The organism is Cellulomonas sp. Leaf395 (assembly GCF_001424125.1).
Classification (GTDB): domain Bacteria; phylum Actinomycetota; class Actinomycetes; order Actinomycetales; family Cellulomonadaceae; genus Cellulomonas.
Window position 1 is genome coordinate 202,781 of the sequence record NZ_LMQI01000002.1, and the last position, 19,669, is coordinate 222,449.

15 protein-coding genes and 1 pseudogene are annotated in these 19,669 nt (G+C 73.0%); all 16 read right to left on the minus strand.

Going from position 1 to position 19,669, the window contains the following annotated elements; translation table 11 throughout:
- Window positions 1-17: 17 nt before the first annotated feature.
- Window positions 18-1,718, minus strand: coding sequence for an MDR family MFS transporter (locus ASG23_RS05225; protein ID WP_056021270.1), 1,701 nt, complete (start codon window positions 1,716-1,718; stop codon window positions 18-20).
- A gap of 36 nt (window positions 1,719-1,754) precedes the next feature.
- The gene (locus ASG23_RS05230; protein ID WP_056021273.1) at window positions 1,755-2,378 is read right to left on the minus strand and encodes a TetR/AcrR family transcriptional regulator; all 624 of its coding nucleotides are present in this window, start codon (window positions 2,376-2,378) and stop codon (window positions 1,755-1,757) included.
- Window positions 2,379-2,449: 71 nt separating this feature from the next.
- Window positions 2,450-3,166, minus strand: a complete 717-nt coding sequence (gene dhaM / locus ASG23_RS05235; protein WP_056021276.1) for a dihydroxyacetone kinase phosphoryl donor subunit DhaM — start codon at window positions 3,164-3,166, stop codon at window positions 2,450-2,452.
- Window positions 3,163-3,795 carry a dihydroxyacetone kinase subunit DhaL gene (gene dhaL / locus ASG23_RS05240; RefSeq protein ID WP_056022596.1) on the minus strand — a complete coding sequence of 211 codons (633 nt, stop codon included), beginning with the start codon at window positions 3,793-3,795 and terminating at the stop codon, window positions 3,163-3,165. Before dhaL ends, dhaM begins: the two co-directional genes overlap by 4 nt.
- 53 nt (window positions 3,796-3,848) lie before the next feature.
- A complete protein-coding gene (dhaK, locus tag ASG23_RS05245) occupies window positions 3,849-4,838 on the minus strand; it encodes a dihydroxyacetone kinase subunit DhaK (protein ID WP_056021279.1) in 990 nt (329 codons plus the stop codon).
- A gap of 198 nt (window positions 4,839-5,036) precedes the next feature.
- A complete protein-coding gene (locus ASG23_RS05250) occupies window positions 5,037-6,434 on the minus strand; it encodes a bifunctional folylpolyglutamate synthase/dihydrofolate synthase (protein ID WP_056021283.1) in 1,398 nt (465 codons plus the stop codon).
- Entirely contained in the window at window positions 6,431-9,667 is a 3,237-nt protein-coding gene (gene ileS / locus ASG23_RS05255; RefSeq protein WP_056021286.1) for an isoleucine--tRNA ligase, read from the minus strand. Before ileS ends, ASG23_RS05250 begins: the two co-directional genes overlap by 4 nt.
- 235 nt (window positions 9,668-9,902) lie before the next feature.
- Window positions 9,903-10,343: a glycoside hydrolase family 9 protein gene (locus tag ASG23_RS20675; protein ID WP_268760887.1), complete on the minus strand. Its 441-nt coding sequence runs from the start codon at window positions 10,341-10,343 to the stop codon at window positions 9,903-9,905.
- Window positions 10,344-10,366: 23 nt separating this feature from the next.
- Window positions 10,367-11,650 (minus strand): annotated as a pseudogene (locus tag ASG23_RS05260) (glycoside hydrolase family 9 protein); the annotation flags it as partial.
- On the minus strand, window positions 11,647-13,098 hold the full coding sequence (locus tag ASG23_RS05265; protein ID WP_056021293.1) for an AMP-binding protein: 1,452 nt from the start codon (window positions 13,096-13,098) through the stop codon (window positions 11,647-11,649). The gene ASG23_RS05265 and the pseudogene ASG23_RS05260, both read right to left, overlap by 4 nt.
- On the minus strand, window positions 13,085-13,729 hold the full coding sequence (locus ASG23_RS05270; RefSeq protein ID WP_056021297.1) for a hypothetical protein: 645 nt from the start codon (window positions 13,727-13,729) through the stop codon (window positions 13,085-13,087). Before ASG23_RS05270 ends, ASG23_RS05265 begins: the two co-directional genes overlap by 14 nt.
- Window positions 13,710-15,449: a hypothetical protein gene (locus tag ASG23_RS05275; protein ID WP_056021300.1), complete on the minus strand. Its 1,740-nt coding sequence runs from the start codon at window positions 15,447-15,449 to the stop codon at window positions 13,710-13,712. The genes ASG23_RS05270 and ASG23_RS05275 overlap by 20 nt, the downstream gene beginning before the upstream one ends.
- Window positions 15,446-16,399, minus strand: coding sequence for a hypothetical protein (locus ASG23_RS05280; protein WP_157465528.1), 954 nt, complete (start codon window positions 16,397-16,399; stop codon window positions 15,446-15,448). Before ASG23_RS05280 ends, ASG23_RS05275 begins: the two co-directional genes overlap by 4 nt.
- Window positions 16,396-17,991: an AAA family ATPase gene (locus ASG23_RS05285; protein ID WP_056021307.1), complete on the minus strand. Its 1,596-nt coding sequence runs from the start codon at window positions 17,989-17,991 to the stop codon at window positions 16,396-16,398. The genes ASG23_RS05280 and ASG23_RS05285 overlap by 4 nt, the downstream gene beginning before the upstream one ends.
- Window positions 17,988-19,067: an AAA family ATPase gene (locus tag ASG23_RS05290; protein WP_056022600.1), complete on the minus strand. Its 1,080-nt coding sequence runs from the start codon at window positions 19,065-19,067 to the stop codon at window positions 17,988-17,990. Before ASG23_RS05290 ends, ASG23_RS05285 begins: the two co-directional genes overlap by 4 nt.
- A complete protein-coding gene (gene pnuC / locus ASG23_RS05295) occupies window positions 19,064-19,654 on the minus strand; it encodes a nicotinamide riboside transporter PnuC (RefSeq protein ID WP_157465529.1) in 591 nt (196 codons plus the stop codon). Before pnuC ends, ASG23_RS05290 begins: the two co-directional genes overlap by 4 nt.
- Window positions 19,655-19,669: the final 15 nt, after the last annotated feature.

A 19,669-nucleotide genomic window follows, 5' to 3' on the forward strand; every position in this document is an offset into this window, starting at 1 on the left:
GGGAAGGCTACCGGCGGTTACTGACGAGCAGACGCGTCGACCTGGTCCGCGGCGCTGTCGCGCTGCGTCGGGAGCTCGCCCGCGGAGAGGTCGTCCACGACGATCGCCCCGTCCACCGTCTCGGTGACGACACCAGAACCGTCGGCCGCGAGGGCCTCGCCACGGGCGACCATGCCGGCCACGTCGGAGAGCTTGACCTCGCGCAGGAACAGCGAGAGGACGAAGCCGACGGCGATCACGGGCACGAGGTACCAGAACGAGGGCGCCAGCGCGTTGGTGAAGGCGTCGACGACCCCCGTCTTCAGCGGCTCGGGCAGGGCCTGGACCGCGGCGGGTGTCAGGCTGGCGGCGTCGGCACCGGAACCCGCGGGCACCCCGGCGAAGACCTCCGACAGGTTGTCCGCCAGCTTCGTGGTGAACACAGTGCTGAACAGCGCGGTGCCGACCGCCGCGCCGATCTCGCGGAAGAAGTTGTTGGTGCTGGTCGCCGTCCCGATCTCGTGCGGGTCGACGGAGTTCTGCACGGCGAGCACGATCGTCTGCATGACCAGGCCCATGCCGGCCCCGAGCACGAAGATCATGGCGCCGAAGAGCCACATGGACATGTCGCCGGTGATCTGCGTGAGCCACGCGACGCCGCCCGTGGTGATGGCCAGGCCGACCACCGGGTAGATCTTGTAGTGGCCCGTCCTGGTGATCGCGAGACCGGAACCGATCGCGGTGATCATGACACCGACCATCATCGGCAGCAGCAGGAAGCCGGACTCGGTGACGCCCGCGCCGGTCGACATCTGCAGGAACGTGGGCAGGAACGCCAGCGCGGCGAACATGCCCATGCCGAGGATGAGGCCGATCGCGGTGGCGATGGTGAACGTCGGGTTCTTGAAGAGGCGCAGCGGGAGCAGGGGCTCCTCGGCGCGCAGCTCGACCATGATGAACGCCGCGATCGACACGAGCGTGCCGATCACGAGGGTGAGCAGGCCCGGGTCGGACCAGTCGTAGCCGCGGTTGCCGGTCCAGCTGCTCCAGCTGGTGGCCAGCACGAGACCGGTCGTGGCGATGACCATGAAGAAGATGCCCGCGACGTCGATCTTCTTGCCGGAGCGGTGCGTGGGGAGCTTGAGCGTGAACCAGGCCACGAGGAACGCGGCGACACCGATCGGGATGTTGATCCAGAAGCACCAGCGCCAGTCCGCGTGCTGCGTGAAGAAGCCACCGATCAGCGGCCCGACGACGGCCGAGATGCCGAACAGCGCGCCCATCGGGCCCATGTACTTGCCGCGGTCCTTGGCGGGCACGATGTCCGCGATGATGGCCTGCGACAGGATCATCAGACCGCCGCCGCCGAGGCCCTGCACACCTCGCCAGAACACGAGCTCGCCGAACGACTGGGCGAACCCGGCTCCGGCTGACGCGATCGTGAACAGGCCGATGGCGATCAGGAACGGCCAGCGCCGGCCCCAGAGGTCACCGAACTTGCCGTACAGCGGCATGACGATCGCGATCCCCAGGATGTAGGCGGTCACCACCCAGCCCTGGTGCTCGACGCCGTTGAGCTCCCCGACGATGGTGGGCATCGCTGTGCCGACGATCGACTGGTCGAGCGAGGACATGAACATGCCCGCCATCAGCGCACCGAAGATGAGCCAGACGGTCTTGGGGGTCAGGTGGATCAGCGGCTTGTCGGCCGCTGGTGCCTGAGGTGCTGCGATGGCCATACGGGAGGACCTCGTTCTGGGGGTGGGGACGGGGTGTCAGTCGGTGAGGATGGAGCGCAGGTCGGCGACGACGGCGGCGATGTGCTCGTCGGCACTGCCCGTCCCGCCGGCCGCGTCCCAGCGCATGAACGTCGCGTGGGTCAGGAAGAGCAGCGTCGCGCCGACGATCTCCGAGGAGTACGGCGCGTCCGCGGCGGGGCTGTGCTGGATGCGCCGCTCGATCAGCGCGGACAGCTGGCCCTTGTGCTGCTCCATCCAGGCGAGGTGCCGGGCGAGCAGCCGCGGCTCCTTGGCGGCGAGCTCGAGGGCCCGTGCCACGCGCTGGGGCCCGATGGGCGCGTCGGTGAGGAACGAGCTCACGAGCGTCTGGAGGTCGGCGAGCAGGTGACCCGTCGGGCCCCCGGTCGCGAACTCCTCCGTGGCGGCCGTGTCGAGCGGCCACGGGGTGTGGCCGAGCACGGCGTCGTCCTTCGTCTCGAAGTAGTTGAAGAACGTGCGCGCGGAGACGCCGGCCTCCTCGCAGATCGCCTCGACCGTGACGGCGTCGAGCCCGTGCTCGGCGACGAGGCGGTGGGTTGCGTCGATCAGCGCCTCGCGGCGGGCGCGCTTCTTGCGCTCACGCAGCCCGAGGGCCGGCTCGTCGACCACAGAGTTCTGCACGAGGTGCAACTTTACACACACTGCAACTTTGCATCGGCCGCACTGTTATGTGTGGTTTCTCACAGCAACGATCAGATCTCGCCGAAGCCACCCTCGACCGCCGCGACGAGCGCGTCGCGCGCCTGCGCCGCCTGCGGCCCCTCGGTCTCGATCCGCAGCTCGACGCCCTTCGTCGCGCCCAGCTTCATCAGCTCGAGCACGCTCGCCGCGTTTGCCCCGTTGACCCGGACCTTGGCGTCGTACGCCGCCAGCATCCGGGCGACGACCGCCGCAGGCCGAGCGTGCAGGCCGAGCGGGTTGCGCAGCACCGCGGTGGTCCGCAGGACGCCGTCGTCCTGCGCCGCGACCGCGACCGCCGGCGCGCCGGCGGCCTCACCGAACGTCGAGCCTGCGTGCACCGCAGACGCCAGGACCGTCGCCAGATCAGCGCCGCCGTGCGCGGTGACGGCCGCGGCGACCGCCCCTTCGACGAACGGCGCGTCAGCGATCCGCACCCGCGCCGCCACGTCCTCGTCGAGCAGGTCGAGCACCGACTCGGCCGTGAGCACCGCCGAGCCGAGGTCCGTCAGCACGACCGCGGAACGGCCGTCCCCGGTCGCCTCGACGACGGCCTCCTCGACCGTGTCGTAGCTGGTCCCGAGGCCGCCGTCCGCCATCCCGCCGGCGGCGATCAGCAGCACGCCGGGCGCCATCTGGCCGGCGAGCTCGACCGCACCCTGGGCGAGCGCGCGCGAGTGGGACACCAGGACGAGCGCGACAGGGGCGTGCTCTCGGGTGCTGTCGTTCACGCGGCCGCCTGGGCAGCGGCCCGCAGGATCAGCTCCGTCGACCGTGCGCCCGGGTCGAGATGCCCGGCCGACCGCTCGCCGAGATAGCTCGCGCGGCCCTTGGTCGCGACGAGCGGAATCGTGGCCTCGGCGCCCTCGTGCGCTGCGTCGGCAGCGGCGGCGAGCACCTCGGCCGGCGACGCTCCCCCGTCGGCGGCCGTCACGGCCGCCTCCGTGGCGGGTGTCCACGCGTCGACCATCGTCTTCTCGCCGGTGGTGGCCTTGCCCCGGGCGACGATGCCTTCGAGCGCCGCCTCGAGCAGCGCGACGACCCCGTGGCTGTCGAGCTGGGCGACACCCGTGGCCTTGGCGGCGCGGAGGTAGGCGGTGCCGTACAGCGGGCCGGCGGCACCGCCGACGGTCGACATCAGCGTCGTCGCGACCAGCCGGAGAACCTCACCGATGTCCGCCGGCTCCGCGGGGAGCGCGTCGAGCTTGGCGACGACGGCCGAGAAGCCCCGGAACAGGTTCTCGCCGTGGTCCCCGTCGCCGATCTGCCGGTCCAGCTCGATGAGCTCCTGCCGGTGCTCGGTGACGGTCTGCGCCGAGAGGCGCACCCAGTCGACCGCCCACGCCACGTCCAGCGTCATGCCCACGCTCCCTCGAGCAGCTCGGATTCCCGGTTCGACCGCACCCGGTGCGGTCACCACCGCAGGGCGGTCGTGTGCACGGGGGCGTCCCACAGGGCGGTCAGCTCGTCGTCCAGACGGAGGACGGTGACCGACGCGCCCTGCATCTCCAGCGATGTCACATAGTTGCCGACGAGCGACCGGGACACCTCGACCCCCCGCCCCTCGAGCAACGCGCGGGCCTGACGATAGACCACGTAGAGCTCCGAGGCCGGGGTGCCGCCCATGCCGTTGACGAACAGCAGCACCTTCTCACCGCCGGTCAGTCCCAGGTCGTCCGCGACCGGCGTGAGCAGCAGCTCCGTGATCTCGTCGGCACCTGCCAGCGGGACCCGCCGACGCCCCGGCTCGCCGTGGATGCCGATGCCGATCTCGATCTCGTCGTCGGGCAGGTCGAAGCTCGGCTTGCCCGCGTGCGGGACCGTGCAGGCGGTCAGCGCGACGCCCATCGACCGCACGTTCGCGATGACCTTCTCGGCGATCGCCACGACCGCGTCGAGGTCGTCCCCGCGCTCCGCCGCCGCGCCCGCGATCTTCTCGACCGCGACCGTGCCGGCGACCCCACGGCGCCCGGCGGTGTAGAGCGAGTCCTCCACGGCGACGTCGTCGTTGACCACGACGGTCCGGACCTCGGTGTCGTCCGCCACCTCCGCGGCCATCTCGAAGTTCAGCACGTCGCCCGTGTAGTTCTTGACGATCGCCAGCACTCCCGCCCCAGCGTCGGCCGCCTGGAGCGCCGGGGCGATCTGGTCCGGCGTGGGCGACGTGAACATCGCCCCCGGGACCGCCGCGTCGAGCATGCCGACGCCGACGAAGCCGCCGTGCAGCGGCTCGTGCCCGCTGCCTCCCCCGCTGACGAGCCCGACCTTCCCGGCCGTCGTGCCTCCGGCGCGCGTGACGAACCACGGGTCGCTGTGGATCGCCACCACGTCCGGATGGGCCGCCCCGAACCCCTCGAGAGACTCGGCCACGACGGTCTGCGGGTCGTTGATGAGCTTCTTCACAGCGGCATCCCTTCCACCGGGCGCCCACGGCGGGCACCGCACGTCCGTCGCGACCCCGACGTCCCGACTGGTCTCACCATGTTGTCGGCGCGAGGGGTCGTCAAGGGGAGGACGTGCGTCGTCGGTGCACGTTCGTGCAGGATGCGGCACGACCTCCACCCCACCGGTTGCCTGGTCACCCGGACGGGTGACCAGGAGTCAGGGACGACCGAGCAGCCGACGCGCCTCCGCGACGAGCAGGATGGAGCCGGTGACCAGGACGCCGGACCCGCGCTCGACCTCGCTCTCCGCACGGGCCACCGCGAGGTCGAGGGCGTCGCTCAGTCGTTCGGCCACGTGCACCCGGTCCTCGCCGAAGATGTCGATCGCCACCTCCGCGAGGTCCTCGACGTCGAGGGCGCGCGTGTTCGACGCACGGGTGATCACCACCTCGGCGAGCACCGGTTCGAGCAGCGAGAGCATGCCCTCGGGGTCCTTGTCCGCCATGACGCCGACGATGCCGACGAGCCGGTGGAACTCGAACGCCTCCTCGACCGCGGAGACGAGCGCCTCGACCCCCGCCGGGTTGTGCGCGCCGTCGACGATGATCGTCGGGCTGGAACGCACGACCTCGAGCCGGCCGGGCGAGTCCACGTCAGCGAACGCCGTCTCCACGATCCCCGGGTCCAGCGCCCGGCCACCCGTGAGGAGCGCCTCCGTCGCGGTGAGGGCGAGCAGGGCGTTGTGCGCCTGGAACTCGCCGTGCAGCGGCAGGAAGATCTCCGTGTACGTGCCGCCCAGCGACTGCAGCGTGATGAGCTGACCGCCCACCGCCACCTGTCGCTCGCCCACCTCGATGTCGACGCCCTCGCGCACGACCCGGGCACCCTTCTCCGCCGCCGCGGCGAGCACCACGCCCTCGACGTCCTCCTGCTGGGCGGCCAGGACCAGCGTCGCGCCGTCCTTGACGATCCCCGCCTTGACCGACGCGATGTCGAGCAGCGTGTCGCCCAGGTAGCGCTCGTGGTCCATCGAGATCGGCGTGATGATCGCGACCTCGCCGTCCGCGACGTTGGTCGAGTCCCACAGGCCACCCATGCCGACCTCGATCACCGCGACGTCCACCGGCGCGTCCGCGAACGCCGCGAACGCCATCACGGTGAAGACCTCGAAGAACGAGAGCTGCGGCTTGCCGGTCTCCGCGGAGCGCTGGTCGACCATGTGCACGTACGGCGCCACGTCCTGCCACACCTCGACGAACCGCTCGTCGCTGATGGGCTCGCCGTCGATCACGATCCGCTCGTTCACGCGCGACAGGTGCGGGCTGGTGAACCGGCCCGTGCGCAGGCCGTGCTCGCGCACCAGGCGCTCGACCATGCGCGACGTCGACGTCTTGCCGTTGGTGCCCGTGATGTGCACCACCCGGTACGCCTTCTGCGGGTCGCCCAGCAGCTCCATGACGGCGAGCGTCCGGTCGAAGCTCGGGTCGATCTCGTGCTCCGGGGCGCGCGCCAGGATGCCGCGGTACACCTCGTCCGCGGCCGCCCTGGCCTCCTTCTCGGCCTCCGTGCGCAGGTGGTCGGCCCCTGAGGCCCTGCCGTGCTCGCGTGGGCTCATGCCTCGTACCCTCCGGCGTCGACGGCTTCCACGGCGGCCCGCAGCGCGGACCCCGTCTCGATCTCGACCGACAGCGCCAACGTCTCGCGCGCGATCGTGTCGCGGTGCTGCTCGACCGCGGCCACGTGCTCCGGCGGGACGTCGAGCCTCAGCAGGATCCGGTCCCCCACCTGCAGGCCGGCGGCCTTGCGGGCGTCCTGCACGACACGGACGACGTCCCGGGCGTAGCCCTCGGCGCGCAGGGCGTCGTCAAGGGTCAGGTCCAGGACCACGAAGCCACCGCCCGGCAGGACCGCCGCGGCACCTCCCTCGGCCCCCACCACGGTCGTGAGCTCGTACTCGGCAGGCTCGAGCGCGACGTCCCCGTCGTCGGTGGTGACGACGACCGTGTCACCGTCCACGCGCCAGGCCTCCGCGCGGGCAGCCTTGATGACTGCCTGCACGCCACGGCCGAGCCGGGGACCGGCCGCACGGGCGTTGACCGCGAGGCGCTGCGTGATCCCGAACCGCTCTGCGGTGCCGGCGTCTGCCGTGACCAGGTCGACGCGCTTGACGTTGAGCTCGGCCGCGAGCAGGTCGCGGTACGGCGCAAGGGCGTCCGCGTCGTCCACCGCGACCGTGAGCGTGTGCAGCGGCTGCCGGACACGCACGCTCGCGGCCTTGCGCAGGCCGAGCGCAGTCGACGTCACCGCACGCACCTGGTCCATCGCCGTCACGAGAGCCGCGTCGGCGGGAGCGAGGTCCACGTCCGGCCAGTCGGTCAGGTGCACGCTGCGGCCACCCGTCAGCCCGCGCCAGACCTCCTCGGTGACCAGGGGTGCGAGCGGCGCCATGACGCGCGTGAGCACCTCGAGGCTGGTCCAGAGCGTGTCGAACGCGTCGGCGTCCTCGGCCCAGAACCGGTCCCGCTGGGTGCGGACGTACCAGTTGGTCAGGACGTCGAGGTGCTCGCGCACGGTCTCGCAGGCCGCGGAGATGTCGTACGCGTCGAGCTGCGCGGTGGTCGTCGCGACGAGGTCCCGCGTGCGCGCCAGGACATAGCGATCCATCGGCGCGAGCGTGGCTGCGCGTGCAGCGTCCACCGCCTTCGCGGTGTAGCCCGCGCCGTTGTCCGCAGCGCCCGCGTACAGCGAGAAGAAGTAGTACGTGCTCCACAGCGGCAGCAGCACCTGGCGCACGCCGTCGCGGATGCCGTCCTCGCCGACGATGAGGTTGCCCCCGCGCAGGATCGAGCTCGACATGAGGAACCAGCGGACGGCGTCGGACCCGTACAGGTCCCACATCTCGGCCGGGTCGGGGAAGTTCCGCAGCGACTTGCTGGCCTTGCGGCCGTCGTCGCCCAGCACGATGCCGTGGCACAGCACGTTGCGGAACGACGGGCGGTCGAACAGCGCCGTGGCCAGCACGTGCAGCGTGTAGAACCAGCCGCGGGTCTGGCCGATGTACTCGACGATGAAGTCGCCCGGGTAGTGGTGCTCGAACCAGTCGGCGTTCTCGAACGGGTAGTGCACCTGCGCGAACGGCATCGAGCCCGAGTCGAACCACACGTCCAGCACGTCGGGGATCCGGCGCATGGTCGAGGCGCCCGTCGGGTCGTCCGGGTTCGGCCGCGTCAGCTCGTCGATGAACGGCCGGTGCAGGTCCGGCTCGCCCGCCTCGTTCGTCGGCAGCCGGCCGAAGTCCGCCTGCAGCTCGGCCAGCGAGCCGTACACGTCCACGCGCGGGTGCGCCGGGTCGTCCGACACCCACACCGGGATCGGCGTGCCCCAGTAGCGGTTCCGGCTGATCGACCAGTCGCGCGCGCCCGACAGCCACTTGCCGAACTGGCCGTCCTTGATGTGCTCCGGCGTCCAGGCGATGTCCTGGTTGAGCTCGACCATGCGGTCGCGGAAGTCGCTCACGCGCACGAACCAGCTGGTCACCGCCTTGTAGATCAGCGGGTTCCGGCACCGCCAGCAGTGCGGGTAGGAGTGCTCGTACGTCTCGTGGCGCACCAGCACGGAGCGCTGGTCCGCGGGGACGCGCGCGAGCGGGCCGGTGCCCGCCTTCAGGTCGGCGGTGATCGGCTTGTTGGCGTCGAACACGAGCTGCCCGACGTAGTTCGGCACCTCGGTGGTGAACTTGCCCTGCGAGTCGACGGGCACGACGGGCACGATGCCGACGGCCTCGCACGCGACCATGTCGTCCTCACCGAACGCGGGCGCCAGGTGCACGATGCCCGAGCCGTCCTCGGTGGTCACGAAGTCGCCGAGCAGCACCTGGTGCGCGTTCTCCCGGCCGACGAAGTAGTCGAACGGCGGGGTGTACCGCCGACCGGCGAGGTCCCGTCCCTTGACGGTGGCGACGACCGTCGGCTCCGCGCCGAGCTCCTTGGCGTAGGCGCCCAGGCGCGCGGCCGCGAGCACCACGCGCTCCCCCGCGAGCGTCGAGTCGGGTCCCGGCTCGACGGTCACGTAGTCGACGTCGGGCCCGACCGCGATCGCCAGGTTGCTCGGCAGCGTCCACGGGGTGGTCGTCCAGATGAGGGCCAGCTCGCCGCTCTCCAGCCGCAGGCCGACCGTCAGAGCCGGGTCCTGGCGCGACTGGTAGACGTCGTCGTCCATCCGCAGCTCGTGGTTGGACAGCGGCGTCTCGTCGCGCCAGCAGTACGGCAGCACGCGGTAGCCCTCGTACGCCATGTCCTGGTCGTAGAGGCGCTTGAACGCCCAGATGACCGACTCCATGAAGGTGACGTCGAGCGTCTTGTAGTCGTGCTCGAAGTCGACCCAGCGCGCCTGGCGCGTCACGTACTCGCGCCACTCGCCCGTGTACCGCAGCACCGACTCGCGGCAAGCCTGGTTGAACGCGGCGAGCCCCATCTCCTCGATCTGCGAGGTGTCCGTGATGCCCAGCAGGCGCTGCGCCTCGAGCTCGGCCGGGAGCCCGTGCGTGTCCCAGCCGAACCGGCGCTCGACGCGGCGTCCGCGCATCGTCTGGTAGCGCGGCACGACGTCCTTGGCGTACCCGGTCAGCAGGTGCCCGTAGTGCGGCAGGCCGTTGGCGAACGGGGGGCCGTCGTAGAAGACGTACTCGTTGCTGCCGTGCTCGCCCGCCTCGCGCGCATCGATGGACGCCTGGAACGTGCCGTCCTCCTCCCAGAAGGCGAGGACGTCCTTCTCGAGGGCGGGCAGGTCCGGCGACGCGGGGACGGACGAGCTGGGGCGGTGCAGCGGGTAGCGCGGTGCGGCAGTCACCGTCGGTTCTCCTGGTCGATCTCGCTCACGGCCGCGAGGACGACCACCCCCGGGACGGGGACGACCGCGGTACCACCTCGCTTGCCGGCGTCCCCGGGGGGTCGTCGACCACTCTCTGCGGCTGTGACGGGCCTGCCCCGTCCGGTTCTACTGGGGCCGCTCACGCGACCTGTTCTTCCGGAGGCTCACCGGTGATGGCCGGGTCGACGCCTGTGCGCCCAGGATACCCAGGTGTCTAGTTCTTTCCGACTCCGGCCAGGTTGGCCGCGACCCACGCCAGGGCCGAGTTCCAGTTGATCGTCATCTCGTTGACGCCGTAGGCACCGATGTCGTCGACGAAGCAGCACTGCGGCGGGCTGCCCACGAGCGCGGCCGAGACGGGGTCAGGGCAGTCGGAGTTCGGGCCGCCGGACACCGTGCCGCGCGGCGGGTGCGGGAGGGTCGCGTCGAGCTGGTGGGCGTACCAGCGGCTGTGCTGGTTGCGGACGTCCCGCGTGCCGTACCCCGTGACATAGGAGACGCCGAGGGCATTGCGGCCGAACAGGTAGTCGACGCCGGAGAGGACCGCGTCGCGGTACGCGGCGTCGCCGGTGATCTCGTGAGCGGCTGCCAGCACCGCGAGGTTGTTGAGGAGGAGGCCGTTGGAGCCCCAGTCGTACCGGCCGGTCGACGGCACGTACGGGTGCCGAACGGCTGGGTGGCCTGCTGTTCGCGGATCGCGTCGGCGGCCTCGACGACGGAGGCGCGGACGGTGTCACGCTCGGGCAGCGCGCTCGGCACCGTCGCCAGCTGCAGCCGCGACCACGCGGCGACGTGGTTCCAGTCGAACCCTTCCGGCCGGAACACGGGCGCGTACGGGTTGGCACGCAGGTCGTCGGCGTACCGGTCGTCGCCGGTCGTCAGGTACAGCTCGGTGGCCGCCCACAGGAAGTCGTCGTCGAGGTCGGCGTCGTCGTAGGGGCCGCTGCCCGCGTTCGCGAGGACGTTCGTGTCGGGCGCGAGCAGCACGGGGTGCTCCCGGGCCGCGTCATAGGCGTCACGTGCGGCGGTGCGCAGCTGCGCGGCGAACGCCTCGTCGTGCGGTGCGAACAGGCGCGCGCCCTGGGCTGCGACGGCCGCGAGGTTGAGCGTCGCGGCGGTCGACGGGCGGTGCAGGTACCGCGGCTGGGGGTCGTCGGCGGGCAGCACCGGCAGCGGCACCCACCGCTCGTCGGAGACCTTGTGGTGGACGAGCCCCGCGTACCGCTCCCCGGCCGGGACGCGCATGCGCAGCATCCACGTCAGCTCCCAGCGCGCCTCGTCGAGCACGTCCGGCACGCCGTTCCCCCGCTCGGGCACCCGCAGCGAGCCGTCGCCGAGCGCGTCTGCCGTCCCCGTCCGCAGCGCACGCTCGTACAGGCCGAGCAGCTGCGCGACGGCGATGCCGCCGTTGACGACGTACTTGCCCTGGTCGCCCGCGTCGTACCACCCGCCCGTCACCTCGAGGGCGTAGCCGCCGGTCCAGCCGTCGTAGAGGTCCACGCCGGCCGCCGTCGTCGCGTGGCCCGCGGGGAGGCACGGGACCGCGCCGTCGCCGCGGTTGGGGGCGACGTCGACGTGTCCGGCGGCGCGCCCGTACCCAGGACCCAGCAGCGCCTCGTCCATCGCGATGCCGCTGCGCTGGCCGTAGAACACCACGAGGGCGTCGACGCGCAGGTCGTCGTACAGGTCGGACCCGATCGCGAACGGGTCCGACGTCGCCCCGTCGGCCTCGAGCACGAAGCCGTCGCCCGGCTGCCGCACCTCGTCGAACGTGAGGACGTGCACGTCCAGCCCCGCCGACGGGTCGTGGCCGCGCGGCTGCGAGTCGCCCTCCGCGACGACCACGCCACCGCACCGCAGCCGCCACGGCACCGGAGCGGTCGCGCCGGTCACGAGCGTCGCCGCCTTGGGGCCGTCGGTCAGGTAGCCGACCTGGTTCACGCGGACGCGCGGTGCGGTCATCGGTCCTCCTGCCCGAGCGCCGCGTCCGAGCGGAAGCGGCGAGGCTTGCCGGTTCCGAACGCCGACGGGTCGGTCACGACATCGACGCGGACGGGACGGTCGAGCCAGCGACCGATGGCGTCGCCCGCGGCGGTCGGGTCGACCGGAACGCCCGCGAGCGGCAGCGCCGTCAGCCGGACCGTGCCGTGCGCGTCCTGGAGGAGCTCCCACCCGGCCAGGCCGTACGCCTGGAGGACCTGCGTCGCGTCGATCGACGAGTGCCACGACCCGTCCGCCGCGAGGAAGCGCACCGGCGCCCGACCCTCGAGACCGACGAGCACGGTGCCGCGGTGGTCGCGGACGAGCGCCGCGGTGTCCCCCGTGCGGTAGCGCAACAGCGGCAGGTACGGGTTCTCGTCGACCGTCACCACCACCTCCCCGCGATGCCCGTCCGGCACCGGACGACCCTGGTCGTCGAGGACCTCGACCCAGACCCGGCGCGGCACGACGACGTGTCCGTCCCCGTCGATCGAGGCCGCGATCGGTCCCGTCTCGCGCAGCCCGTACAGGTCGATCACCGGGCAGCCCCACGTCGCGCGCACGGCGTCGCGCACGGCCGGCGGCAGGTCCGTCGCTCCGTTCACCACCGCGACGGGGTGCAGGTCCAGGCCGTCGCGCGCCAGGTCGAGCAGCCGCAGCAGCGGGAGGGTCGACGTGCTGATGACCTGCGGGTCGGCCGCCGTGAGGTACCGCTCCCGGTCACCGTCCGCCCGCCACACCGACCGGTTCAGGTTCACGCGCGCCATCACCGGCGCCGGCGATCCGGCGGGGCGGCCGAACGCCGTCATCGCCGACACGTACGTGAACGACGCCCGCTGGTCGACCAGGTTCACCAGGCCGAGCCGGGCCGGGTCCGCGCGCCAGTCAGCACCCGCCGAGGCCACCAGGTGCTGGAGCAGAACGAGGTCCGCCGCCACCGACACCGGATGCAGCGGCACGTTGAGCGCCGCACCCGTGTGGCCCGAGCTGCTGCCCTCCAGCACCCGGTCCAGGGGCACGTCGAGCGGCACGTGCGCCGCCACGTCCGCGAGGTCCGCGCGGCTCGTCGTCGGCAGGTCCCCCAGCGGGGTGGTCGGGCCGCTGCGTCCCTCGCGCGCAGCCCGCCGCCACCGGGGCACGGTCGCGTGGACGCGGGCGACCAGCTCGGCCACCCAGGCGGGCTCGGTGGGCTCTTGTCTCAGCCGGGCGACCTGCTCGAGCACCGCCAGGTCGGCGGTCTCGAGCCGGTCCCCCGTCGCATGCACCCACACCGGCGCGTCGGGGCGTGCCCGCCACGCGTCGACGCGGGCCAGCCCGTCGGCGTCGAGCGTCGGCCACCGCTCCGTGTCCGTCAGCGCGACCGACCCCATCGCGGCGTACTCGCCGAGCGCCGGGTCCGGTACCGGCGTGGACTCCTCAGTAGTTCGCATACTGCGCCGCCGCCTCCTTCGCCCGCTGCGCGGCGAGCGCGCGGGCGAGCTCCTCCGCCCGCGCGACCTCCACGGCCATCGACTGTGCGACCTTGCGCTGGTACGCCGAGCTGACCGCGAGCCACCGGTCGTCGGCGGTCTCGGCGCGTTCGCCCGCGGGCAGCACCCCGCCGAGCCGGCAGACCGCGCGGGCCAGCTCCTCGCGCGCGACCTCGTCCTGCACCCACTCGCGGTCGGGGCGCTGCCCGGCCAGGACGCGCTGCACACCGTCCACGATCCGCAGGAACCATCCCGAGCGCCCACCAGCACCCGCCGCAGCCGCTGCGACCCCGGGTGCGCCGTGCACCGCCGGATCGAGGACCAGCCAGCAGACGAGGCCCACGAGCGGCGCGCGGTGCAACGCCTGGTCGGCGGGACCCGTCAGGTCCGCGTCGAGCGCGCGCAGCACCTTCCGGTCGAGGACCGTGCCGTCGAGGGACACGGCGACGTCCGCGACCAGGGCGGACACGCTCACGGACGGCTCGAACAGGTCAGGCGGAGCGAGCGCCAGGCGGTGCACGAGGGCGGCGAGCGGCGGCCCGTCGCCGTGCCCGGCGCGCGCCCGCTCCAGGTCATCGGGGCGTCGGTCCACGCTCACCTCCCCAGGTGCTCGCGGCCATGCGGCGCACGAACGTCATCAGGTCGTCGTCGGTCACGACGCTGTGCACGGCGTAGCCGTCGGCCCGCTCCTCGAAGCGCGCGGCCCACTCGGGCGGAACCTGGAGCACCAGGGTTCCGCCTCCGTCCGCCGCGCGCAGCGCCTCGCCGGCCGTCGGGTCGGCGACGTCCCTGCGCTGCTGGAACATGGTCTCGATGCCGTCGTCCGAGATGACGGCGATGTGGGTCGGACCGCGCCGCGTGGGCGTGATGCCGGCGGCGGGATATCCGAGGTGGGTGCGGCGCAGCAGATCGAGCGGGAAGGCCGTGCCACGGCCGAAGTACGCGACGACCGCCCGCAGGACCTCGTCGGCGTCACGCGTGAACCCGCCCGTTCCCGCGACCTCGTTCGGACCGCTCCACGTCGTGGCCTGCACCCGCGCACCGGCTCGTAGGGCCGAGAGGGCGAGGATCGCCCCGGCCAGCGCGATCGGGGCGCGCGTGCGGCGGGGGTCCGGCATCGACCCGGACGAGTCGAGGTACAGGTCGAGGTCGACCGGACGGGCCTCGACGATCTCCTCCGGGTCGTCCAGGTACGCCCGGCGCACGGTCGTCATGCCCGGCACCACGACGGGCGACGCCGTCATCGTGCCCGTCCAGTCGACGGTCGACAGGTCGTCACCGACCTCCCACGGCTCGAGCCCTGCCAGCAGCTCGTCGGCGGGCCGCGGCCGGGGCCGGGTCGGGAACGGGACGAGATGGCGGGCCGCGTGCTCCCGGTACCAGGCGATCGCCACCTCCTCCGCGGTCGTCGTCGACCCGAGCGCCTGCAGCACGGCGTGCAGGGCGCCCGGCATGAGGGTGTTCCCGCCGGTGGACGCCGCCGGGGCCGGGTCCACCTCCGGGGTGCTCTCCTCGACCTGGACGGCACCCACGACGCGGGGGTCCCGCGACGGGTGGATCGCGGGCATACCCAGTGTCGGGTCGGTGGCGACGCCGAACGGCACCGACCCGTCGCCGCCCGCAGAGCCACCGCACGCGACGATCACCGCCGGCTGCTGCGCCCGGAGCTGCTCAGCGGGGATGGTGGACCGCACGAGCGCCGCGAAGCCGGCGGCGCCGCCGACAGGGTCCCGGGAGTAGGCGCGCACGAGCCGGGCGCAGAGCAGCGCCTGGTCGTCGGGCGCCGTGTGCTCGCCGACCAGGGCGCCGCGGTCCAGACCCCAGAGGATCTCGTTCGTGCGCAGGACGAGGAGCATGAGCGCGTCGTCCGGATCGGGCGGGCCGGCCGCCGCGGACAGCGCCGCACGGTCCACCCCGAGCTGGCGCTGCAGCCGGTCGTTGATCAGCAGGTCGCACCAGAGGTTCGACACGAGCCCGACCAGGTGGTCGAGGTCGACGAGCCCGATCTGGACACGCGCGGCGATGCGCACGTGCGACGCCAGGTCCACCGGGGCCAGCAGGTGGTGGCCGATCTCGTGCGCCAGGACCGCGAGCGCGTGGTCCTCGACGTGCCGCTCCCGCACCACCGTCAGGTCGACGTGGACCTCCACGTCCTCGAGGGAGTACCACGCCCACGACGGCATGCCGCAGGGGTCGGTGTGCAGCACCGGGGCGTGCAGGCGCGACGTGCGGCCCCAGGTAGCGAGCGCGACGGGCCAGGTCTCGCGCCAGCGCCGCTCGACGTCCTCCATGGTCAGGGCCATGTCCGTCACGACGCGACCCTCACCACGTCGAGCCAGTACGAGTGGCGGCGGCTCACGACGACGACGCGGGGGTCGCCGCCGGCGGCGGACCACCCCGTGACCTCGTCGTCCCACGGGACCCGGAGGTGCGGTGCGGGAGCGCGCTCGGGCACGTCGGTCGTGTCGAGCCGCACGACGGCGCTCCCGTGGAGGTCGGCCAGCACGGCCCAGCACTCGCCGTCAGCCCGGACGTGGCATCCCGGGCCGGCTTCGGTTGCGCCCGACGAGACGCGCGGCACGGCGAGCCACGGTCCGCCGAACCCGCGGAAGCCGCCGACGCGGCGCAGCACCCCCGGGGCCTGCTCGCGTCCGGGCCACCACCACGGGTCGGCGGCGTGCGCGTCCAGCACTGCCCCCGGCGCGGTCCCCGGGGCCAGCCCGAGGGCGGCGACGGCCAGCGGTGCGGGGAGGGAGACGGCGGCCGCCAGCGCGGCAGCCCGGAAGCGGACAGCGCCCGCGCGCCACGTCGCGACGAGGATCGTCGCCCGCAGGTGGTCGACGTCGTCCGTGGGCGGCGCGGCGGCGAGCAGGTCGGCGAGGACAGCCGCGTCGGCGCTGCGCTCGACGGTGCGCGCGGACGCCACGAGCAGCGGCACGACCACGTCAGGCCTCGCCCGCACCAGCGTCTGGGCCCGGGGCACGACCTCCAGCACCGCCGAGCGTTCTGCAGTGCCCGCCCGCCACCGGCCGCGCGCGGCGAGGTCGGTCGCCGAACTCAGCAGCGCACGCCCGACCTGAGGGTCGAGCACGCCGTCGTCGGCCAGTGCGTCGGCGACGGTCGCGACGTCCACGACCGTGGTCCGCACGACCTCCGGGTCACCGCAGCGCGCGGCGGCCGCACGCAGCACGTCGTCGACGAACGCGCGGTCCTGCACCACGAAGCGGCCGAACGCCGTCGCCCGGTCGAGCACTGCGGTCACGCGCCGCTCCAGCGCAGCCACGCGAGGTACCCGGAGTACCGCTGGTGGGCGTACTTCAGGGCGAGCGCGTCCTCGTAGAGGCTGCCGTGCAGCTTGGTGGCGTCCTGCCAGCCCGCGAGGATCCCCTCGATGTGGGCGAGGCGGCGGCGCACCTCCGCCTCCGGCAGCCCGTCGAGCCCCGCGTGGAGCTCGGCGAGGACGGCGCCGACGGGGTCATCGGTGTCCAGCCCTTCGGCGTCGTAGAGCACGCACGCGCTGTCGAACAGGTCGCGCAGCCACGAGACGCGGTCGATCCGCATCGCCTCGCGGGCCGGGTCCTCGAACGAGGGCGACGCGAGGTCCGGCTGCAGCTTGTCGTGCAGGACGAACGGCAGCACCGCGCGCAGGTCGTCGAGCCCGACCTCGGGCTGCCCCCGGAAGTACGCCATCGCCTTGGCGTACAGCACCAGGGACTGCAGGGCGCGGACGGACAGGCCGTTGAGCGTCTGCGCGCCGATGTCGGCCCGCAGGTCACGGCCGGTGTCCTGCGCCAGGATCCGGTGCGGGTCCTCCCCCGCGAGCCGCACGGTGTCCTTGGTGCGGTACTCCAGCTGCACGGCGCCGCGCTCCGCGAGCTCGAGCTGCGAGGCGAAGTACTCGAGCCGGCGCCGCACGTGGGGCGGCACGGGCACGGCGACGACCTCGCGGTGCATCCGGTCGTGCTCGTCGGCGTCGAACACGACGGCGGGCGGGACGTGCTCCTCAGGCCGCAACCGGCGCTCGGCCCGGTCCACGAGCTCACCGACGAAGCGGGAGTTGAACGACAGGGCCTTGACGACGACGTCGATGCGGTCGCGCAACGCGTCGACGACCTGGAACGTCCCGCCGCCGGCGTCGTCGTTCGCCGTGAGGTACCAGGCTGCGGCACCCGTCTCGTACACCTGGTCGAACACCTCGACGTAGCCGTCCGCGAGCACCGTCAGCAGTGCCGACTGGGTGCGCGTCGGGATGCGGTTGTACTCGTCGACGATCTTCACGCGGCGGCCCAGCCATGACCGCCAGGCGACGTCGATGTCCGCCAGGCTCCTCGCGGCGACCAGGTCGCTCGGCAGCGGCGTGCCGAACATGTCCTGCACCGTCAGCTGCGGGTGGCCGTGCTGCATGGCGCGCCGGACCTCACGCACCGGGTAGCCCGCGAGGACTCCCATGAGCACGGCGCTCGCCGTCTTCCCGCGGCCGGGTCCGCCGACGAGCAGGCAGCGGCCGCGCACCGCGAACGTCAGCAGCGGGAGCAGCACGAACGACGAGTACGACTGGTCGGTGGGCAGGTCCACCTCGGCCTTGGAATCCCCAAGCCGGAAGCGCGTGCGTGGACGGTCCGGATCGTGGAACTCGACGTCGTAGTGCGGGCTGATGATCCCGTGGTTGACCATCCAGAAGTACGCCTGACGCAGCTTCTCGTCGAGGGCAGGTCCGGCTGTCCCGGTCGATGCGTCGGCGCCAGCGAAGAGCTGGTCGACGTCGAGCTCCAGGCGTCCGCGCGGTGCTCCCGTCCCTGCCCGCGTCGGGGCGGCGGAGACCTGCGCGAACGTCTCGTCGGGGTGCGTCGTCACGCGCCCGAGTCTGGCAGAGACAGGGCCGCGGCCAGGTCGGGGACCACCTCGTGGCGCTGCTCCATCGGCTCGGCGAGCCACCGTGGCCGCCTCCGCAGCGGCTCGACGAGCGCCAGCGCTCGGGCGAGCCTCTCGTCGGGTGTCCCCCGCAGCTCGACCCACGGGGCGTCCTGCGCCGCGAGGAGCTCTCGGAACCGGTCCTGCATCGCGTGCCGGACGTGCTCGCCGTCGCGCAGACCGTCCTGGACGAAGGGGATCTCGTCGCCGGTCAGCAGGTAGAGGTCGGGGACGCGGGCCGCGGCGAGCGCGCGCACCGACGGCGACGGACGCCCGACGTAGCGCTCGTGCCAGACCGCGGTCGCCAGTACGTCGGTGTCGCAGACGAGCAGCGGCACGGGGGTGCGCGCGGCGGCGTCGTCCTCGAGCCGCGCCTGCTCGCGCGCGATGAGCTCGAACTCCGCGGTGTGCCACGGCGCCGCGAAGCCACCGGGCCGGACCTGCGACCACTCGCGCCCGAACTCCGGGACCGTCGGCAGCCCGAGGTGCGCGCTGAGCGCCTCCGCGAGCGTCGTCGTGCCGGTCGACTCGGCCCCGATGACGACCACTCGGCGCACGAACCACGCGCGCACCGCGGGCGGCAGCGCCCACCAGTACCCGGCCGGGTCGGCCCGGACGGCCCGTGCGCTGACCGGAGTCCCGCGCCGGGCGGGGTCGACCTGCACCCACGTCGCACCGAGGCGCCGCGCGAGCTCCTCGCCGTAGTCGTCCGAGCTGAACAGCGTGTCGACGGGGGCGTCGAGCAGGTCCCCGATGATCGCGGTGTGCGCCCGCCAGGCGGTCTCGCTCGCGTAGTCGACAGGCTCGTCGTCGAGGCCCGGGACCACGTTCGCGCCGGGCAGCTCGTCATGAAGCCACCGCGCGCGGAGCTCGGCCGGGATGCTCTCCTGCGAGGACCCGAGGACCAGGACGGTGACCCGGTCGCAGCGGGCCAGCGCGGCCCGGACGAGGGCGAGGTGGCCGGCGTGCGGCGGGTAGAACTTGCCGATGACGAGGCCGTGGCTCACACCGGGACTCATGCCGGGACCGCCACCGGCGCGGGCACGGCGCCGGGCGCCAGCGCACGCCGCCAGTCGCGCCACCCGAGCGCGCACAGCCCGATGAAGCCGGCGTACAGGACGGCGGTCAGGACGAGGCCCTGGCTGGCGTAGAGGCCGACGAGGACGATGTCGGTGCCGATCCACACGCTCCAGCTGCCGAGCCACTTGCGGCCCAGCATGACCTGCGCGACAAGGCTCGACGACGTGGTGAGCGCGTCCCAGAACGGTGCCGCAGAACCCTCGGTGGCCGACAGCAGGACGGTCAGCCCGGCGGTGGTGGCGGCGACGACCGCCGCACCGGCCGGCCACACCCAGCGGGGCGTCCGCGTGACGCCGAGCGCCCCCCGATCCGGCCCGCCGCGTACCCACCACACCCACCCGAGCGCGGCGAGCGCGGCGAAGACCAGCTGCAGTCCCGCGTTCGCGTACAGGCCGGCGTCGGCGAACAACCAGAGGAACAGCAGGTTGTTCGCGATGCCGACGGGGAAGTTCCAGACGTTCTGACGGGTCGCGAGCCAGACGCACGCGGCGCCGCTGACGAACCCGAGGACCTCGACCCAGCTCACGACCGGACACCCTAC

What these genes read in the sequence shown, in the direction of transcription:
- ASG23_RS05225 (WP_056021270.1), bottom strand. Translation starts at nt 1,718, where the DNA reads ATGGCCATCGCAGCACCTCAGGCACCAGCGGCCGACAAGCCGCTGATC.
- dhaL (WP_056022596.1), bottom strand. Translation starts at nt 3,795, where the DNA reads ATGACGCTGGACGTGGCGTGGGCGGTCGACTGGGTGCGCCTCTCGGCG.
- ASG23_RS05250 (WP_056021283.1), bottom strand. Translation starts at nt 6,434, where the DNA reads ATGAGCCCACGCGAGCACGGCAGGGCCTCAGGGGCCGACCACCTGCGC.
- ASG23_RS05265 (WP_056021293.1), bottom strand. Translation starts at nt 13,098, where the DNA reads ATGCGAACTACTGAGGAGTCCACGCCGGTACCGGACCCGGCGCTCGGC.
- ASG23_RS05290 (WP_056022600.1), bottom strand. Translation starts at nt 19,067, where the DNA reads ATGAGTCCCGGTGTGAGCCACGGCCTCGTCATCGGCAAGTTCTACCCG.